The sequence below is a fragment of the Streptomyces sp. NPDC053665 genome, assembly GCF_055585285.1.
The window spans coordinates 938,612-954,854 of record NZ_JBVJKK010000002.1 but is presented as its reverse complement, the minus strand read 5'-3'; the positions used below and the strand labels follow the sequence as shown (position 1 = coordinate 954,854).

Annotated in this window: 13 protein-coding genes; 7 read left to right on the top strand and 6 right to left on the bottom strand. The window is 73.2% G+C overall.

Annotation, left to right across the window (positions count from 1 at the left end):
- Positions 1-3: 3 nt before the first annotated feature.
- From ACZ6ZN_RS11805 to ACZ6ZN_RS11795, 3 genes are read right to left on the bottom strand one after another with little or no spacing between them, the layout of a single operon-like run.
- The gene (locus tag ACZ6ZN_RS11805; protein ID WP_398110135.1) at positions 4-954 is read right to left on the bottom strand and encodes a hydroxymethylglutaryl-CoA lyase; all 951 of its coding nucleotides are present in this window, start codon (positions 952-954) and stop codon (positions 4-6) included.
- Positions 951-2,867 carry an acetyl/propionyl/methylcrotonyl-CoA carboxylase subunit alpha gene (locus tag ACZ6ZN_RS11800; RefSeq protein ID WP_469645319.1) on the bottom strand — a complete coding sequence of 639 codons (1,917 nt, stop codon included), beginning with the start codon at positions 2,865-2,867 and terminating at the stop codon, positions 951-953. The genes ACZ6ZN_RS11805 and ACZ6ZN_RS11800 overlap by 4 nt, the downstream gene beginning before the upstream one ends.
- Before the next feature lie 14 nt (positions 2,868-2,881).
- A complete protein-coding gene (locus ACZ6ZN_RS11795; protein WP_469645318.1) occupies positions 2,882-4,498 on the bottom strand; it encodes a carboxyl transferase domain-containing protein in 1,617 nt (538 codons plus the stop codon).
- Between the two features lie 86 nt (positions 4,499-4,584).
- Between ACZ6ZN_RS11795 and ACZ6ZN_RS11790 the strand changes: the two genes are divergently transcribed.
- The 3 genes from ACZ6ZN_RS11790 to ACZ6ZN_RS11780 all read left to right on the top strand — a co-directional run bounded on the left by ACZ6ZN_RS11790 (position 4,585) and on the right by ACZ6ZN_RS11780 (position 7,728).
- Positions 4,585-5,178 carry an SACE_7040 family transcriptional regulator gene (locus ACZ6ZN_RS11790; RefSeq protein WP_398110138.1) on the top strand — a complete coding sequence of 198 codons (594 nt, stop codon included), beginning with the start codon at positions 4,585-4,587 and terminating at the stop codon, positions 5,176-5,178.
- Between the two features lie 462 nt (positions 5,179-5,640).
- Positions 5,641-6,798 carry an acyl-CoA dehydrogenase family protein gene (locus ACZ6ZN_RS11785; RefSeq protein WP_353603659.1) on the top strand — a complete coding sequence of 386 codons (1,158 nt, stop codon included), beginning with the start codon at positions 5,641-5,643 and terminating at the stop codon, positions 6,796-6,798.
- Positions 6,799-6,843: 45 nt separating this feature from the next.
- Positions 6,844-7,728: an acyl-CoA thioesterase gene (locus tag ACZ6ZN_RS11780; RefSeq protein ID WP_451877977.1), complete on the top strand. Its 885-nt coding sequence runs from the start codon at positions 6,844-6,846 to the stop codon at positions 7,726-7,728.
- Between the two features lie 58 nt (positions 7,729-7,786).
- On the opposite strand, the gene ACZ6ZN_RS11775 is transcribed toward ACZ6ZN_RS11780, so the two are convergent.
- Positions 7,787-8,575 carry a phosphatase gene (locus ACZ6ZN_RS11775; protein WP_398110141.1) on the bottom strand — a complete coding sequence of 263 codons (789 nt, stop codon included), beginning with the start codon at positions 8,573-8,575 and terminating at the stop codon, positions 7,787-7,789.
- A 105-nt stretch (positions 8,576-8,680) separates the two neighbouring features.
- Complete coding sequence (locus tag ACZ6ZN_RS11770) at positions 8,681-10,156, bottom strand: PucR family transcriptional regulator (protein ID WP_469645312.1); 1,476 nt, start codon at positions 10,154-10,156, stop codon at positions 8,681-8,683.
- Positions 10,157-10,285: 129 nt separating this feature from the next.
- Here ACZ6ZN_RS11770 and ACZ6ZN_RS11765 point away from each other — a divergent pair, with 129 nt between their 5' ends.
- The 3 genes from ACZ6ZN_RS11765 to ACZ6ZN_RS11755 are packed head-to-tail and all read left to right on the top strand — an operon-like array spanning position 10,286 to position 14,471.
- Complete coding sequence (locus ACZ6ZN_RS11765) at positions 10,286-11,752, top strand: sodium:solute symporter family protein (protein ID WP_469645310.1); 1,467 nt, start codon at positions 10,286-10,288, stop codon at positions 11,750-11,752.
- A gap of 56 nt (positions 11,753-11,808) precedes the next feature.
- Positions 11,809-12,789 carry an agmatinase gene (gene speB / locus ACZ6ZN_RS11760; protein WP_053674033.1) on the top strand — a complete coding sequence of 327 codons (981 nt, stop codon included), beginning with the start codon at positions 11,809-11,811 and terminating at the stop codon, positions 12,787-12,789.
- The gene (locus ACZ6ZN_RS11755) at positions 12,786-14,471 is read left to right on the top strand and encodes a thiamine pyrophosphate-binding protein (protein ID WP_469645307.1); all 1,686 of its coding nucleotides are present in this window, start codon (positions 12,786-12,788) and stop codon (positions 14,469-14,471) included. Before speB ends, ACZ6ZN_RS11755 begins: the two co-directional genes overlap by 4 nt.
- A 60-nt stretch (positions 14,472-14,531) precedes the next feature.
- Here the strand turns inward: ACZ6ZN_RS11755 and ACZ6ZN_RS11750 are convergent, their stop codons facing one another.
- Positions 14,532-15,152, bottom strand: coding sequence for a DUF7691 family protein (locus ACZ6ZN_RS11750; protein ID WP_469645305.1), 621 nt, complete (start codon positions 15,150-15,152; stop codon positions 14,532-14,534).
- 189 nt (positions 15,153-15,341) lie between these two features.
- Here ACZ6ZN_RS11750 and ACZ6ZN_RS11745 point away from each other — a divergent pair, with 189 nt between their 5' ends.
- Positions 15,342-16,193, top strand: a complete 852-nt coding sequence (locus tag ACZ6ZN_RS11745; protein WP_451877982.1) for a serine hydrolase — start codon at positions 15,342-15,344, stop codon at positions 16,191-16,193.
- Positions 16,194-16,243: the final 50 nt, after the last annotated feature.

Sequence of the window (16,243 nt, the reverse complement as noted above, 5' to 3'; positions counted from 1 at the left end):
TGATCACTGCTCCTCGGTGCCCTCGTGGGACAGAGCTCGTACGGTGCGGGAGGGGCTGGGTCGGCCCAGTCGGGCGGCCATCCACGTGCTCGTGGCGACGAGGCGGCCGAGGTCGATTCCGGTGTCGATGCCGAGGCCCCTCAGCATCCACACGAGGTCTTCGGTGGCGAGGTTGCCCGTCGCCGACTTCGCGTACGGGCAGCCGCCCAGGCCGCCCGCCGAGGCGTCGACCGTGGTGACGCCCTGTTGCAGTGCCGCGAGGGTGTTGGCGAGGGCCTGGCCGTACGTGTCGTGGAAGTGGACGCCGAGCACGGACGGCGGCACCCCGGCCTCGTCCAGGGCGGCGAGGAGCGCGACGACGTGACCGGGGGTCGCGACGCCGATGGTGTCGCCCAGGCTCAGCTCGTCGCAGCCCATGTCCAGCAGGGCGCGGCAGACCTGCACCACCTGCGGGACGGGGACCGCGCCCTCCCACGGGTCGCCGAAGCACATGGAGAGGTAGCCGCGCACGTGCACGCCCTCGGACTTCGCCCGGCCCACCACCGGCTCGAACATGGCCAGGGCCTCGTCCACCGTGCGGTTGAGGTTGGCCTTGGCGAAGGACTCCGTGGCGCTGGCGAAGACGGCGACCCGCCGGGCGCCCAGGGACAGGGCGCGGTCCAGGCCGCGTTCGTTCGGCACGAGGACGGGGAGCTCCACCGGGAGGTCCCCGACCATCGGGAACAGTGCCTCGGCGTCCGCCAGTTGGGGGACCCACTTGGGGTGGACGAAGCTCGTCGCCTCGATCGTCGTCAGGCCGGCGCCGGCCAGGCGGCGGATGAACTCCGCCTTCACCTCCGTCGGGACCGTGCCCTTCTCGTTCTGCAGGCCGTCGCGCGCGCCCACCTCGTGGATGCGGACCCGGCTGGGCAGGTCCCGGGCCGGCACGGCCATCGGGAGCCCCGGTGCTGTCATTCCGCCGCCTCCTCGTGCGGTGCGATGACCGCCAGGACCTGGTCCATGGCGACCGTGGTGCCCGGCGAGACGTCCAGCTCGGCGACCGTGCCGGCATGCGGGGCGGAGATGACGTGCTCCATCTTCATCGCCTCCACCACCAGTAGGCTCTGACCGGCGGACACCTCGTCGCCGACGGCCACCTTCACCACCGTCACCGTGCCGGGCATCGGCGCGGTCAGCGAGTCGGCGCCCCCGTGGGCCGCCCGGGTGAGGGACGCGGCCACCGGGTCGTGGTCACGGACGTGCCAGGCGTCACCGTCCCGGCCGAGCCAGTCCGCGGCGCGGTGGAAGGTGTGCCGGACGCCGTCCAGCGTCACCGCGACCCGGTCGTCGGAGACCGTGGCCGTGCCGCGCGGGGTGTACTCCAGCGGCTCCTGCACCCTCAGGTGGAAGGCAGGTGGCCTCGGTTCGCCGCCCAGGCGCCAGCCGCTGGGGACCGAGAAGGGGTCCGTCCAGCCGCCCGGCTCGGGCTTCAGCGCCTCCAGGCGTACCGCGGCGGCCGCCTCGTAGACCTCCTCCGGCACGTCCGTGGGGACCAGGCCCTCCACCTCGCGCTCGACCAGGCCCGTGTCCATGTCGCCGGAGACCACCGCCGGGTGGGCCAGCAGGCGGCGCAGGAAGCCGGCGTTGGTCTGCACGCCGAGCGTGACCGTCTCGGCCAGGGCGGCGCGGAGCTTGCGCAGGGCCGTCGCCCGGTCGGGACCGTACGCGATGACCTTGGAGAGCATCGGGTCGTAGAGGCTGCCGACCTCCGTGCCCTCGGTGAGGCCCGAGTCGGTGCGCACCCCGTGGCCCTGGGGCTCGCGCAGCCTGAGCACCGTGCCGCCGGAGGGCAGGAAGCCGCGGGCCGGGTCCTCGGCGCAGATGCGGGCCTCCACCGCGTGCCCGGTCAGCGTGACGTCCTGCTGCGTGAAGCCGAGGGGCTCGCCCGCCGCGACCCGCAGCTGCCACTCGACCAGGTCCAGGCCGGTGACCAGCTCGGTGACCGGGTGCTCGACCTGGAGGCGGGTGTTCATCTCCATGAAGTAGTACGAGGACGGGTCGGTGCCCGGGACGATGAACTCCACCGTGCCCGCGCCCCGGTAGCCGCAGGAGCGGGCCGCCTGGACCGCCGCCTCGCCCATCGCGGCACGCGTCTCCTCGTCGAGGAGCACGCTGGGCGCCTCCTCGATGATCTTCTGGTGGCGGCGCTGGAGGGAGCACTCGCGCTCGCCCAGATGGACCACGTTGCCGTGGCCGTCCGCGAGGACCTGGATCTCGATGTGGCGGGGCCGGTCGATCCAGCGCTCCACCAGGAGCGTGTCGTCGCCGAAGGAGGCGCGGGCCTCGCGGCGGGCCGAGGCGATCTCCTCCTCCAGCCGGGTCAGGTCCCGCACCAGGCGCATGCCCTTGCCGCCGCCGCCCGCGCTGGGCTTCAGCAGCACCGGCGCGCCCAGCGCGCGGGCCGCCTCGGCCAGTTCCGGGTCGCGGCCGCCGGGCACCACCGGCACACCGGCCTCCTGGACGGTCTCCTTGGCGCGGATCTTGTCGCCCATCAGCGCGATCGCGTCCGCCGGGGGACCGATGAAGACCAGGCCCGCCTCGGCGCAGGCGCGCGCGAAGGCCGCGTTCTCGGCGAGGAAGCCGTAGCCGGGGTGGACGGCCTGGGCGCCCGTGCGGGCCGCGGCCTCCAGCAGGCGCTCCACGGAGAGGTAGCTCTCGGACGCGGGGGCCGGGCCGATCCGGACCGCGGTGTCCGCCTCGCGCACGTGCCGGGCGTCGGCGTCCGCGTCGGAGAAGACGGCCACCGAGCGCACGCCCATCGACCGCAGCGTCCGGATGACGCGTACGGCGATCTCGCCGCGGTTGGCCACCAGTACTGTCTCGAACATCGTCGTCCGTCCCCTCACATTCGGAAGACGCCGAACTGGGGGTCACCCAGGGGCGCGTTGGCGCAGGCGGTCAGGGCCAGGCCCAGGACCTGACGGGTGTCCATCGGGTCGATGACACCGTCGTCCCAGAGGCGGGCCGTCGCGTAGTAGGCGCTGCCCTGGCGCTCGTACTGGGCGCGGATGGGGGCCTTGAAGGCGTCCTCGTCCCGCGCCGGCCAGGACTCGCCGCGGGCCTCCAGCTGGTCGCGCTTGACCGTCGCGAGGACCGAGGCGGCCTGCTCGCCGCCCATGACCGAGATCTTGGCGTTCGGCCACATCCACAGGAAGCGGGGGGAGTAGGCCCGGCCGCACATCGAGTAGTTGCCCGCGCCGTACGAGCCGCCGACCACGACCGTGAGCTTCGGGACGCGCGTGCAGGCCACGGCCGTGACCATCTTGGCGCCGTGCTTGGCGATGCCGCCCGCCTCGTAGTCCTTGCCGACCATGAAGCCCGAGATGTTCTGCAGGAACACCAGCGGGATGCCGCGCTGGTCGCACAGCTCGATGAAGTGCGCGCCCTTCTGGGCGGACTCGGCGAACAGGATGCCGTTGTTGGCGACGATGCCGACCGGGTGGCCGTGGATCCGGGCGAAGCCGGTGACCAGCGTCTGGCCGAACTCGGACTTGAACTCGGCGAACCGGGACCCGTCGACCACCCGGGCGATGATCTCGCGCACGTCGTACGGGGTGCGGGAGTCGACCGGGACCGCGCCGTACAGGCCGTGCGGGTCGACCTTGGGCTCGACGGGCTCGGTGACCTCCCAGGGGAGGGGGCCCCGGGCCGGGAGCGTGGAGACGATCGTGCGGACGATGCGCAGGGCGTGCGCGTCGTTCTCCGCGAGGTGGTCCGTGACGCCCGAGACGCGGGAGTGCACCTCGCCGCCGCCGAGCTCCTCGGCCGTGACGACCTCGCCGGTGGCGGCCTTCACCAGGGGCGGGCCGCCGAGGAAGATCGTGCCCTGGTTGCGGACGATCACGGCCTCGTCGCTCATCGCCGGGACGTACGCCCCGCCGGCCGTGCACGAGCCGAGGACGGCGGCGATCTGGGGGATGCCGGCGCCGGACATGCGGGCCTGGTTGTAGAAGATGCGGCCGAAGTGGTCCCGGTCCGGGAAGACCTCGTCCTGCATGGGCAGGAAGGCGCCGCCGGAGTCCACCAGGTAGACGCAGGGGAGGCGGTTGTCGAGGGCGACCTCCTGGGCGCGGAGGTGCTTCTTCACCGTCATCGGGTAGTACGTGCCGCCCTTGACCGTGGCGTCGTTGGCGACGATCACGGTCTCGCGGCCGCTGACCCGGCCGATGCCGGCGATGACGCCGGCGGCCGGGGCCTGGTCCTCGTACAGCCCGTCGGCCGCGAGCGGGGCCAGCTCCAGGAACGGTGATCCGGGGTCGAGGAGGGTGTCCACCCGGTCGCGGGGGAGCAGCTTGCCGCGCGCCGTGTGGCGGGCGCGGGCCTTCTCGCCACCGCCCTGTGCGGCCCTGGCGAGCTTGGCGCGCAGCTCCTCCACGAGGGTGCTGTGCGCCTCCTCGTTGGCCCGAAAGGCCTCCGACGCGGGGTCTGCCGCGCTCGTGAGCTCCGGTGCCTCGTGCATCCTGCGGGTCCCCTCACGTGTTAATGAGCGTTAACGCATTTCCTTCAGGTTAACGAGCGCTAACCTCGCTGTCTAGAATCGATTTCATGGCCACGAGAACCGACGCCCCCACCCGCCGTGAGCAGATCCTCAAGGAGGCCGCGCGGCTGTTCGCCGAGCGGGGCTTCCACGGGGTCGGGGTCGACGAGATAGGCGCCGCGGTCGGGATCAGCGGGCCCGGGCTGTACCGGCACTTCCCCGGCAAGGACGCGATGCTCGCGGAGCTGCTGGTGGGGATCAGCGGGCAGTTGCTGACCGGGGCGAAGCGGAGGGTTGCGGAGGCGGACGGGGCGGGGGCGGAGGGGCTGCTGGACTCGCTGATCGAGGGGCACATCGACTTCGCGCTCGACGACCGGCCTCTGATCACCCTGCACGACCGGGAGCTCGATCGCCTCCGGGACAGTGACCGGAAGATGGTGCGGCAGCTGCAGCGGCAGTACGTGGAGCTGTGGGTGGGGGTCGTGCGGGAGGTCTACCCGGGGCTGGGTGAGCCCGCGGCACGGTCCGCCGTGCACTCGGTGTTCGGGTTGCTGAACTCGACGCCGCATCTGGGGAGGGGTGGGGTGTTGCCCGGGCGGGGGGCCACGGCGGAGTTGCTGCATCGGATGGCCCGGGGGGCGTTCGCGGCGGCGGAGTCGTAGGGGCCTTCACCCAGCCGCCCGGAGCTGTGGGCTGGTTCACCCACCCGCCTGCCCGAAGCTGTGGGGCAAGGTGCCCGGGCCGCTTCGGGGCTCCGCCCCGGACCCCGGCGGGGGCTGCGCCCCCTGCGCCCCCCGGGGTTCGCCCACCCGCCCGCCCGAAACTGTGGGGCAAGGCGCCCGGGTTGCCCCGGACCCCGGCGGGGGCTGCGCCCCCTGCACCCCCCGGATTCGCCCACCCGCCCGCCCGAAGCTGTGGGGCAAGGTGCCCGGGCCGCTTCGGGGCTCTGCCCCGGACCCCGGCGGGGGCTGCGCCCTCTGCACCCCGGCGCCCACACGGACGACCCACCCCGCACCCCACCCCGGCGTGACGAGCGTTACCCCCGTCCCACCCTGGACGCCCCCGGATACTCGTCGGTATCTTTGGCTGAGCAAGCGCTTAGACATAGTCGTGGAGGTGGCGGCGTGCGCCGTACGGTGTTCAACGAGGATCACGAGGCGTTCCGGGAGACCCTTCGCGCCTTCATCGAGGCCGAGGTCGTGCCCGTCTACGACGAGTGGTTCGCGGCGGGCCAGGCGCCCCGCGACTTCTACTACAAGCTCGGCGAGCTGGGCGTCTTCGGCATCAGCGTGCCCGAGGAGTTCGGCGGCGCGGGCATCGACAGCCACAAGTTCGAGGCTGTCCTCTACGAGGAGACCGCCCGCGCGGGCGTCCAGTTCGGCGGCTCCGGCGTGCACGTGCTGCTCGCCCTGCCGTACCTGAAGATGCTGGCCACCGACGAGCAGAAGAAGCGCTACCTGCCGAAGTTCGTCACCGGCGAGGAGATGTGGGCCATCGCGATGACGGAGCCGGGCACCGGTTCCGACCTCGCGGGCATGAAGTCCACCGCGAAGCTCAGCGAGGACGGCACGCACTACGTCCTCAACGGCGCCAAGACCTTCATCACCGGCGGTGTCCACGCCGACCGCGTCATCGTCTGCGCCCGCACCGCCGCGCCCACCGCCGAGGACCGCCGCCACGGCATCTCCCTGTTCGCCGTCGACACCAAGTCCGAGGGCTACTCCGTCGGCCGCAAGCTCGACAAGCTCGGCCTGAAGACCTCCGACACCGCCGAGCTGGCGTTCGTCGACGTCAAGGTGCCCGTCGAGGACCTCCTCGGCGAGGAGAACAAGGGCTTCTACTACCTCGGTCACAACCTGGCCTCCGAGCGCTGGGGCATCGCCTTCGGCGCCTACGCCCAGGCCAAGGCCGCGGTCCGGTTCGCCAAGCAGTACGTGCAGGAGCGCACCGTCTTCGGCAAGCCCGTCGCGCACTTCCAGAACACCAAGTTCGAGCTGGCCGCCTGCCAGGCCGAGGTGGACGCCGCCGAGGCCGTCGCGGACCGCGCGACCGAGGCGCTGGACGCCGGTGAGCTCACCCCCGCCGAGGCCGCCTCTGCGAAGCTGTTCTGCACCGAGGTCGCCCACCGCGTCATCGACCGCTGCCTGCAGCTGCACGGCGGCTACGGCTACATGAACGAGTACCCGATCGCCCGTCTGTACGCGGACAACCGCGTCAACCGCATCTACGGCGGCACCAGCGAGATCATGAAGACGATCATCGCCAAGGACATGGGCCTGTAAGGCCCCCGGCACCGGCGCACGATCACTGGCCGGTACAACTACCTCATGAGCCAGGCACTCCAGGACCTCCTCGATCTGCTCGACCTCGAGCAGATCGAGGAGGACATCTTCCGCGGCCGTTCCCGGTCCGCCGTCGTCCCGCGGGTCTTCGGCGGGCAGGTCGCGGCCCAGGCGCTCGTCGCCGCCGGGCGGACCGTCCCGGCCGACCGGCCCGCGCACTCGCTGCACGCGTACTTCCTGCGGCCGGGCGACCCCGGCGCGCCCATCGTCTACACCGTGGACCGGATCCGGGACGGGCGTTCGTTCACCACGCGCCGCGTCGTCGCCGTCCAGCACGGCAAGCCGATCTTCCACCTGTCGGCGTCGTTCCAGGTGGCGGAGGACGGGCTGGACCACCAGGAGCCGATGCCCGCCTCGCCCGACCCCGCCACGCTGCCCACCGGCGAGGAGCGGCTGCGCGGGTACGCCCACCTCGACCCCGAGGTGGTCGAGCGGTTCGTCGAGGCCCGGGCCGCCGTCGACCTGCGCTACGTCGACGAGCCGCCGTACGGGAGGTTCGGCGAGCCGCGGGAGCCGCACTCGCAGGTGTGGTTCCGCACCAACGGCAAGCTCGACAGCGGGATCGACGACCCCCTGCTGCACGTCGTCCTCGCCACGTACGTCTCCGACATGACGCTGCTGGACTCCGTGCTGCTCGCGCACGGGCGCGGCGGCTGGGCCGTCGGGGACGTCGTCGGGGCCTCGCTGGACCACGCGATGTGGTTCCACCGGCCGTTCCGCGCCGACGAGTGGCTGCTGTACGACCAGGAGTCCCCGTCCGCGCACGGCGGCCGGGGGCTGGGCCAGGCCCGCATCTACACACAGGACGGGCGGCTGGCCATCACGGTCATCCAGGAGGGCGTGGTCCGCGTCCCCCGCACCCGGGACTGACCCGGCCGGGCCCCGAGGGGCCGGGGCCCGGCCACCCGGGGGTCCGGGGCGGGCGGCCCTAGCCCAGCCCCGCCTCCGAGAGCAGGTACGCCGTCATCGGGTCGTAGTGGCGGGGGCTGATCACGTGGTCGTCCAGGGGGACCGTCACCTGCACGGTGCCCTCGGCCTCCGCCAGGAACAGGGCCGGGTCGTTGCAGTCGGCGTAGCCGACGGAGTCCACGCCGTGCTGTCCGGCGTAGCCCGCCCAGCCGTGGTCGGCGACGACCAGGTCGGGCAGGGGGCGGCCCGCGCGCTCCAGGGCCGTCAGGATCGCCTTCATCGGTTCGCCCGAGTGGGTGTGCCACAGCGTCGCGCCGTGCTCCAGGACCGCCACGTCCGCGAACTGCATGACGTAGCCCTCCTCGGTGGTCAGCCCGTCGGGGATGACGACGATCTCGCAGCCGGCCGTGCGCAGGGCCGCCGCGGTCGCGCGGTGGACGTCGAGCAGGCCGCCGGGGTGGCCGGTGGCGAACAGGACGCGCTGGCCGCCGTCGGCCGCCTTGCGCAGCCGTGCGGCGAGCCGCTCCAGGCCCGAGACCGTCAGCTCGGGGTCGATGGTGTCCTGGCCGTACCGGTGCCCGGGGTCGTCGTTGACGCCGGCGCGCTCCGCCATCACCGCCAGGACGTCCTGCTCGTCGGTCCAGCGGTCGCCGAGTTCCAGGCCGAGCCAGTAGTGGCGGTCGCCGTTCGCCAGCTTGCGGTAGTGGGAGAGGTTGTTCTCGCGCGGGGTGGCGACGTCGCCCGCGATGCGCGTCCGTACGAGGTGGTCGACGAGTTCGGCGCGGCTGGGGGTCCCGGTTATCGGCATGGGTCCCATTGTGGGGCAGCCCCAGGTGGGCGTCCCTGGCGTATCGCGCGCTGGGACGTGCGTCACGTACTCAGGGCGGGACCGGTCCCGGATGCGCGCGGGTACTCAGAGGCGCCGCAGCGCGAACCACAGCTCCATGCGGACGTCCGGATCGTCGAGGTCGCTGTCCAGCAGGCTCGCGCAGCGGGCGACGCGCTGGCGGACGGTGTTGCGATGGACGGACAGGGCCACCGCCGTGCGGTCCCAACTGCCGTGCAGGGACAGCCAGGTGCGCAGGGTCTCGGTGAGCGCGGGGTGGGCCGTGACCGGCGCGAGGAGCGCGCGGGCGTGGGCCGCCGCCTCGTCCGGCGGGACCAGGTCGGCCAGGGCGGGGCGCGGTGCGTGCCGGAGCAGCGGGGCGCGGGTGGCGCGGGCCCGGGCCAGGGCGCGGGCCGCCTGCGTGTCGGCGGCGGCGAGGTCGGCCGGGGCGACGGCGGCGCTGACACCGAGGGTCCAGCCGGGCAGCGGGGCCGGGGCGTGACCGGCCGGCACCAGGACGCGTACGGCGTCGCCCGCCGGGTCGACCAGGGCGGAGCCGAGCGCGGCGCCCAGGGCGGACGCGGCGACGGGGTCCGCGGGGCCGTCCCCGTCCGGCCGCGCGTGCACGACGACCCACTCCCCGTCGCCCAGCAGCGGGGCGACCTCCCCGGGCGGCGCGCCCAGCAGCAGCCGCACGAGTGCGGCGGAGCGGGCGGCGCCGGTGCCGCCGTGCTGCTCGCCGGTCAGGAGGGACAGCAGGACGGCGGCGACGGAGGCGATGGTGTGGTCGCCGGGGTCGCGGGCGGGGGCGGCCACCCCGAGCACGAAACCGTGCCCGGCGCCGAGCGCGTACGCGGCGAGGTGGAGTCCGGCGGTGGTGTCGGCGGCGGAGGCGGGCCCGGGGCGCTCGGCCGGATCACCCGCCGGTCGCACCACGCCCGCCAGTGCCGTCAGGGCCTCGCGCGCCTCGGCCGCGGGCTCCCGGCCTGCCGCCGCGAGCCGCGCGCCGTCCGGTCCGTAGAGCACCGCCCATCCGGCCAGCCGCCCGGCGAGCTGGCGCAGGACCGAGGGGACCGGGTCGGGGCGGGAGGCCGCGGAGGCGAGGCGCTGCTGGGCGTCGGCGACCCGGCGCAGTTCCGCCAGGCGCGCCCGGGCCATCAGCTGCCAGACCGCGCGGGCGACGCCCGAGAAGGTGGTCCGCGGGGGCACCTCGAGCAGGGGGAGGCGGTGGCGTGCGCAGGCCCGGGCCAGGGGCTGCGGCACGGTGTCGTGCACCGGGGCCACGCCGAAGCCCAGCGCCGCGCCGCCCGCGGCGACGATCCGGGAGACGTAGTCGTCGAAGTAGCCGGCCGGGGCGTCCTGCGGGATGTGCACACCGGCCGAGAGCAGCAGTTCCCCGCCGAGCAGGTACGGGAACGGGTCGGCCATCTCCGAGGTGTGCACCCAGTGGACGACCCGGTCCGGGTCGTCCGGGCCGGCGACCTGCCGCAGGCCGAGGTCCTCGCGCTCCAGCAGCGCGGACAGGCGGACCGGCGGGGTGGGCGGGACGGCCGGTTCCGGCATGGTGTGCGTTCCCTCCATACCGCGCGGTTCGAATGGATGAAACGTACACTTCGCAGTCGCTTTCCGGCCACCTAGGGTCAGTGCTCGTCAACCTCGTCCCCACGACCGAGCGTGTGCGAAGGAGGCCCCATGGCCGTCGACTACCTCGTGATCGTCGTCTACCTGGCCGGCATGCTGGCCATGGGCTGGTGGGGCATGCGCCGCGCCCGCTCCAAGAGCGAGTTCCTCGTGGCCGGCCGCCGCCTCGGCCCGGCCATGTACTCGGGCACCATGGCGGCGATCGTCCTCGGCGGCGCCTCCACCATCGGCGGGGTGGGACTGGGCTACCAGTACGGCCTGTCCGGCGCCTGGATGGTGTTCACCATCGGCCTGGGTCTGCTCGCCCTGTCCGTCTTCTTCTCCGCCCGCATCGCCCGCCTGAAGGTCTACACCGTCTCCGAGATGCTGGATTTGCGCTACGGCGGCGGCCGCGCGGGGGTCATCTCCGGTCTGGTCATGTGGGCGTACACGCTGATGCTCGCGGTGACCTCGACCATCGCCTACGCCACGATCTTCGACGTCCTGTTCGACCTGAACCGCACGCTGGCGATCGTCCTCGGCGGTTCGATCGTCGTGGCGTACTCCACGCTCGGCGGCATGTGGTCGATCACGCTCACCGACATGGTGCAGTTCGTCGTCAAGACCATCGGCGTGCTCCTGCTCCTGCTGCCCATCGCCGTCGTCAAGGCCGGCGGGTTCGCCGAGATGAAGGCGCAGCTGCCCACCGAGTACTTCGACCCCCTGGGCATCGGCGGCGAGACGATCTTCACGTACGTGCTGATCTACACGTTCGGCATGCTCATCGGGCAGGACATCTGGCAGCGGGTCTTCACCGCCCGCAGCGACCGCACCGCCAAGTGGGGCGGGACCGTCGCGGGCACGTACTGCCTCGCCTACGCCCTCGCCGGTGCCGTCATCGGCACGGCGGCCAAGGTGCTCTACCCGAAGCTCGGCAGCCCGGACGACGCCTTCGCCACCATCGTCAAGGACGAACTGCCCGTCGGGGTGCGCGGGCTGGTGCTCGCCGCCGCGCTGGCCGCCGTGATGTCGACCTCCTCCGGCGCGCTGATCGCCTGCGCCACCGTCGCCAACAACGACATCTGGTCGCGGCTGCGGGGCCTCGGCGGCAGGACACCGGCCGGCGACCACGACGAGGTGAAGGGCAACCGGGCGTTCATCCTGATCATGGGCCTGGCGGTGATCGGCACGGCCATCGCGATCGACAACGTCGTGGAGGCCCTGACCGTCGCCTACAACCTCCTCGTCGGCGGGCTCCTCGTGCCGATCCTCGGCGGCCTGGTGTGGAGGCGCGGCACGGTGTACGGCGCCCTCGCCTCCGTCGTGGTCGGCGGCGTCGCGGTCGTCGTGCTGATGGCGACCCACGGCATCCTCGCCAACGAGCCGGTCTACTACGGGCTGCTGGCCTCGCTGGCCGCCTACGTGATCGTCTCCCTGGCGACCCCGGCCACCGACGCCGCCGTCCTCACCGCCTGGCGCGAACGCCTGGCCGGGCGCTCACCCGAACTCGCGTCCGAACCCGCCCCCGTCGCCCAGTAGAGTCGTAGGGCAAGCAGTACATACGCGATGAAGCGTAGGAAAGAAGGCATTACTTCATGAGCAGCAACGAGACCCCGCGCGGCCCCGTCGACTCCTCCCGCGTCCCGCGGTACGCCGGTCCCGCCACCTTCGCCCGGCTGCCCCGGCTGGACGAGGTCGGCCGCGCCGACGTCGCCGTGGTCGGCGTGCCGTTCGACTCCGGTGTCTCGTACCGGCCGGGCGCCCGCTTCGGCGGCAACGCGATCCGTGAGGCGTCCCGGCTGCTGCGCCCCTACAACCCGGCGCAGGACGCCTCGCCCTTCGCCCTGGCGCAGGTCGCGGACGGCGGCGACATCGCCGTGAACCCGTTCAACATCAACGAGGCCGTGGAGACCGTCGAGGCCGCCGCGGACGACCTGCTCGGCACGGGCGCCCGGCTGATGACCCTCGGCGGCGACCACACCATCGCGCTGCCCCTGCTGCGCTCGGTGGCGAAGAAGCACGGCCCCGTCGCCCTGCTGCACTTCGACGCCCACCTGGACACCTGGGACACCTACTTCGGCGCCGAGTACACCCACGGCACCCCGTTCCGCCGCGCGGTCGAGGAGGGCATCCTCGACACCGAGGCGCTCTCCCACGTCGGCACCCGCGGCCCGCTGTACGGCAAGCAGGACCTCACCGACGACGAGAAGATGGGCTTCGGCATCGTCACCTCGGCGGACGTCTACCGCCGCGGCGCCGACGAGGTCGCCGACCAGCTCCGCCAGCGCATCGGCGACCGGCCGCTGTACATCTCCATCGACATCGACTGCCTCGACCCGGCCCACGCCCCCGGCACCGGCACCCCCGAGGCCGGCGGCATGACCTCGCGCGAACTGCTGGAGATCCTGCGCGGCCTGGCCTCCTGCAACCTCGTCTCGGCCGACGTCGTCGAGGTCGCCCCCGCGTACGATCACGCCGAGATCACGTCGGTGGCCGCCTCCCACACGGCGTACGAACTGACCACGATCATGTCCCGCCAGATCGCCGCGGCCCGGAAGGACTCGGAAGCCAAGTGACCCACGACCACGACCTGGTGCTCCGCCCGACGCCCGCCCAGACGGAGGCCGCCCTCAACCCTCCTCCCGGCCGCAACGGCGGAGACCTGGTCGTGGAGACGCTGGCCGGGCTCGGCGCCACGACCGTCTTCGGCCTGCCCGGCCAGCACGCCCTCGGCATGTTCGACGCGCTGCGCCGCTCCGACCTGCGCTACATCGGGCTGCGGGTGGAGAACAACGCGGGGTTCGCGGCCGACGCCTACGGCCGGATCACCGGTGAGGCCGCGCCCCTGCTGCTGTCGACCGGACCGGGCGCGCTGACGTCCCTCGCCGCGCTCCAGGAGGCGGCGGCCGCCTCCGCGCCCGTGCTGGCGATCAGCAGCCAGGTCCCGACGGCGGGCCTGGGCGGCGGACGCCGCGGCTACCTGCACGAACTGCCCGACCAGGCCGCCTCGTTCCGGGGCGTGGTGAAGTCCGTCCACACCGTGCGCACCGCGTCGCAGATCCCCTCGGCGATCGAGGCGGCCTGGAAGTCGGCCCTGACCGCCCCGCACGGGCCGGTGTGGGTGGAGATCCCGCAGGACGTGCTGCTCGCCCGGACGTCGATCCCGGTCGTCACCGGCGGTGACGCCTTCCCCGAGGATCTCGTGCCGCGCCCCGAACTGACCGCCGTCGCCGCCGACCTGCTGTCCCGTGCGGCCCGGCCGGCGATCATCGCGGGCGGGGGCGTGGTCCGCGCGGACGCCTCGGGGAAGCTGAAGCAGCTGGCGGAGCGGATCCAGGCCCCCGTCGTCACCACGCCCGGCGGCAAGGGCGCCTTCCCCTGGAACCACCCGCTGTCCCTCCAGTCCTGGATCGAGGACCGGTACACCACCGACTTCCTGGAGGACGCGGACGTCCTGCTGGTCGTCGGCTCGGGACTCGGTGAACTGTCCTCCAACTACCACACGTTGAGGCCGCGCGGCCGGGTCGTGCAGATCGAGGCCGACCTCGGCAAGCTGGAGTCCAACCACCCGGCCCTCGGCATCCACGCGGACGCCCGCCTCGCCCTCCAGGCCCTGCTGGAGACGGTCGCGCCCCGCGAGGACGCCGCCGCGGCGGACCGCGTCCGGGCGGTGCTGGCCAAGGTCGCCGGCCGCATCGCCGCCCAGGAACTCACCCTGGAGCAGGAGGTGCTGGCGTCCGTGCGCCGGGCGCTGCCCGCCGACTCGCCGTCCTTCTGGGACATGACGATCCTGGCGTACTGGGCCTGGTCGGCCTTCGACGCCAAGGGCCCCAACCACATGCACTCCGCGCAGGGCGCCGGCGGCCTCGGCTACGGCTTCCCGGCGGCCCTGGGCGCGGCCGCCGCCGACCCGGCCCGCCCGGTCCTCGCGGTCTCCGGCGACGGCGGCGCCCTGTACTCGATCGCCGAGCTGGCCACCGCCCGCCAGTACGACCTCGACGTCACCTGGCTGATCGTCGACGACGGCGGCTACGGCATCCTGCGCGAGTACATGAACGACGCGTTCGGCGAGGCGACCGCGACCGAACTGACCCGGCCCGACTACGTGGCCCTGGCCGAGTCCTTCGGCGTGCCCGGTGTCCGCACGAGCCCGGAGAACCTGGAGCAGGACCTCGCGAAGGCGCTGCGCACGCCCGGGCCCTCGGTGGTGGTGCTCCCCGCGGTGCTGCGGATGTTCGCGCCGACGCACCTGGACTGAGCGCCCGCCGGACCGGCGGACCGCCGGACCACCGGGTGCCCGGTGGTCCGGCGGGCGCCGTCAGTGGAACCAGAAGAGCAGGGTGTCCGCCCGCCCGCCGCGCCGGCGCGCGCTCTCCCACTCCCGCGCCTCGCACCGCATGACCGCGGCGAACCGGCCGGCGGTGGACCGGAACCCGGGGTCGATCCGGTCGAGCACCGTGGCGTAGGCGTCGGCGAGCTCCGCGGCCCGCTGGACCGGCAGGGTGCCGATGGCGGGCACGGCGTCGCCCGGGTGGGGCAGCCGCACCGGCGGCCCGCCGAACACGAACGAGCCGGGCAGCAGACCGGACGGCACGCCGTGCCGGCCGAGCTCGTCGTCCATGGCGTGGAAGAAGGACGGGCGGCGCCAGGTGCCCAGGTCGGTGGGGTCGGAGAAGTGCGCGGCGACCACCTGGTAGAAGGCGTAGCTGTACGCCGGGCACCGGCCGGTGCTCGGGGTGCCGTCGATCAGCTCGTCCAGCGCCCGGGTGATGGAGACCTCCAGAGCGAGGTCCTGCTCCCGGAACCGGGCGTCCGTGCGCACGCACTCGGTGCGGATCCGGGCGAGGGTGCGCTCCTGCCGCTCGGTCCGCTCGACCGCGGTGAGCAGCCGCACCACGGATCTCATGTCGCCGGAGCTCATCTCGAGCACGTGACCCACCGCCGCGTTTCCCTTCACCCGTCCGCCGGACACCGCCGCCCATGATCCGGGACGGCCGGGCGCCGCCGGACCGAGGAGGGGAAAGTCCTCCCGGGCACCGGCCCGGGCCCGGGTACGAGCCGGTAACGACTCGCACAATCCTTCGCACTCCCTACAACCATTCGACGGCACCCGGCGGTCAAGGGGTGCATGACTTCAGGGACATCCCGCCGCGCCAGAGTGCTGGCGGTCGCCGTGGGTACGGGCGTCCTCGTGCCGCTCGTCGCCGCCGCCACCCCCGCCGCCGCCGCGCCGCCCGCCGTGACCTGCACGTCGGCCAAGGCCGGTCTGGCCGCCAAGCTGACCAAGGACATCACCGCCGCGCTCGCCACCCGCAAGGGCACGGTCGCCGTCGGCCTCCACGACCGCAGCACGAACACCACCTGCACCCTGCGCGCCGGCTCCGCCTACGACTCGGCCAGCGTCGTGAAGGTCGCCGTGCTCGCCACCCTGCTGTGGGACGCGAAGAAGACCAACCGGTACCTCACCGACCGCGAGGCCGGCCTCGCCAAGGCGATGATCACCAAGTCGGACAACGCCGCGACCTCGACGCTGTGGAAGCAGCTCGGCATGACGAAGATCAAGAACTTCCTCACGGCCGCCGGCATGACCCAGACCAAGCCCGGCGCCGACGGCTACTGGGGCCTCACCCAGATCACCGTCACCGACGAGCAGAAGCTGCTCAAGCTCATCACCGGCAAGAACGCGGTGCTCAGCGACAGCTCCCGCGCCTACATCCTGAAGCTGATGGGGCAGGTCGTGTCGTCCCAGCGCTGGGGGACGCCGTACGGGGTGCCCTCCGGTGTCACCGTGGCCGTGAAGAACGGCTGGCTGCAGCGCTCCAGCAACGGCTGGCGCGTGCACAGCATCGGCGCGTTCAAGGGCGGTGGCCACGACTACACGATGACGGTGCTCACGCACGGCAACAGCACCATGAACTACGGCATCGCCACCATCCAGGCCGTGGCCAAGGTGATCCACCGCGACCTGGCGGCCAGCTGACAGGGCCCGGCCCGGCCCGCCCGCCGGCGGGCGGAATTGTTACGGCGGGA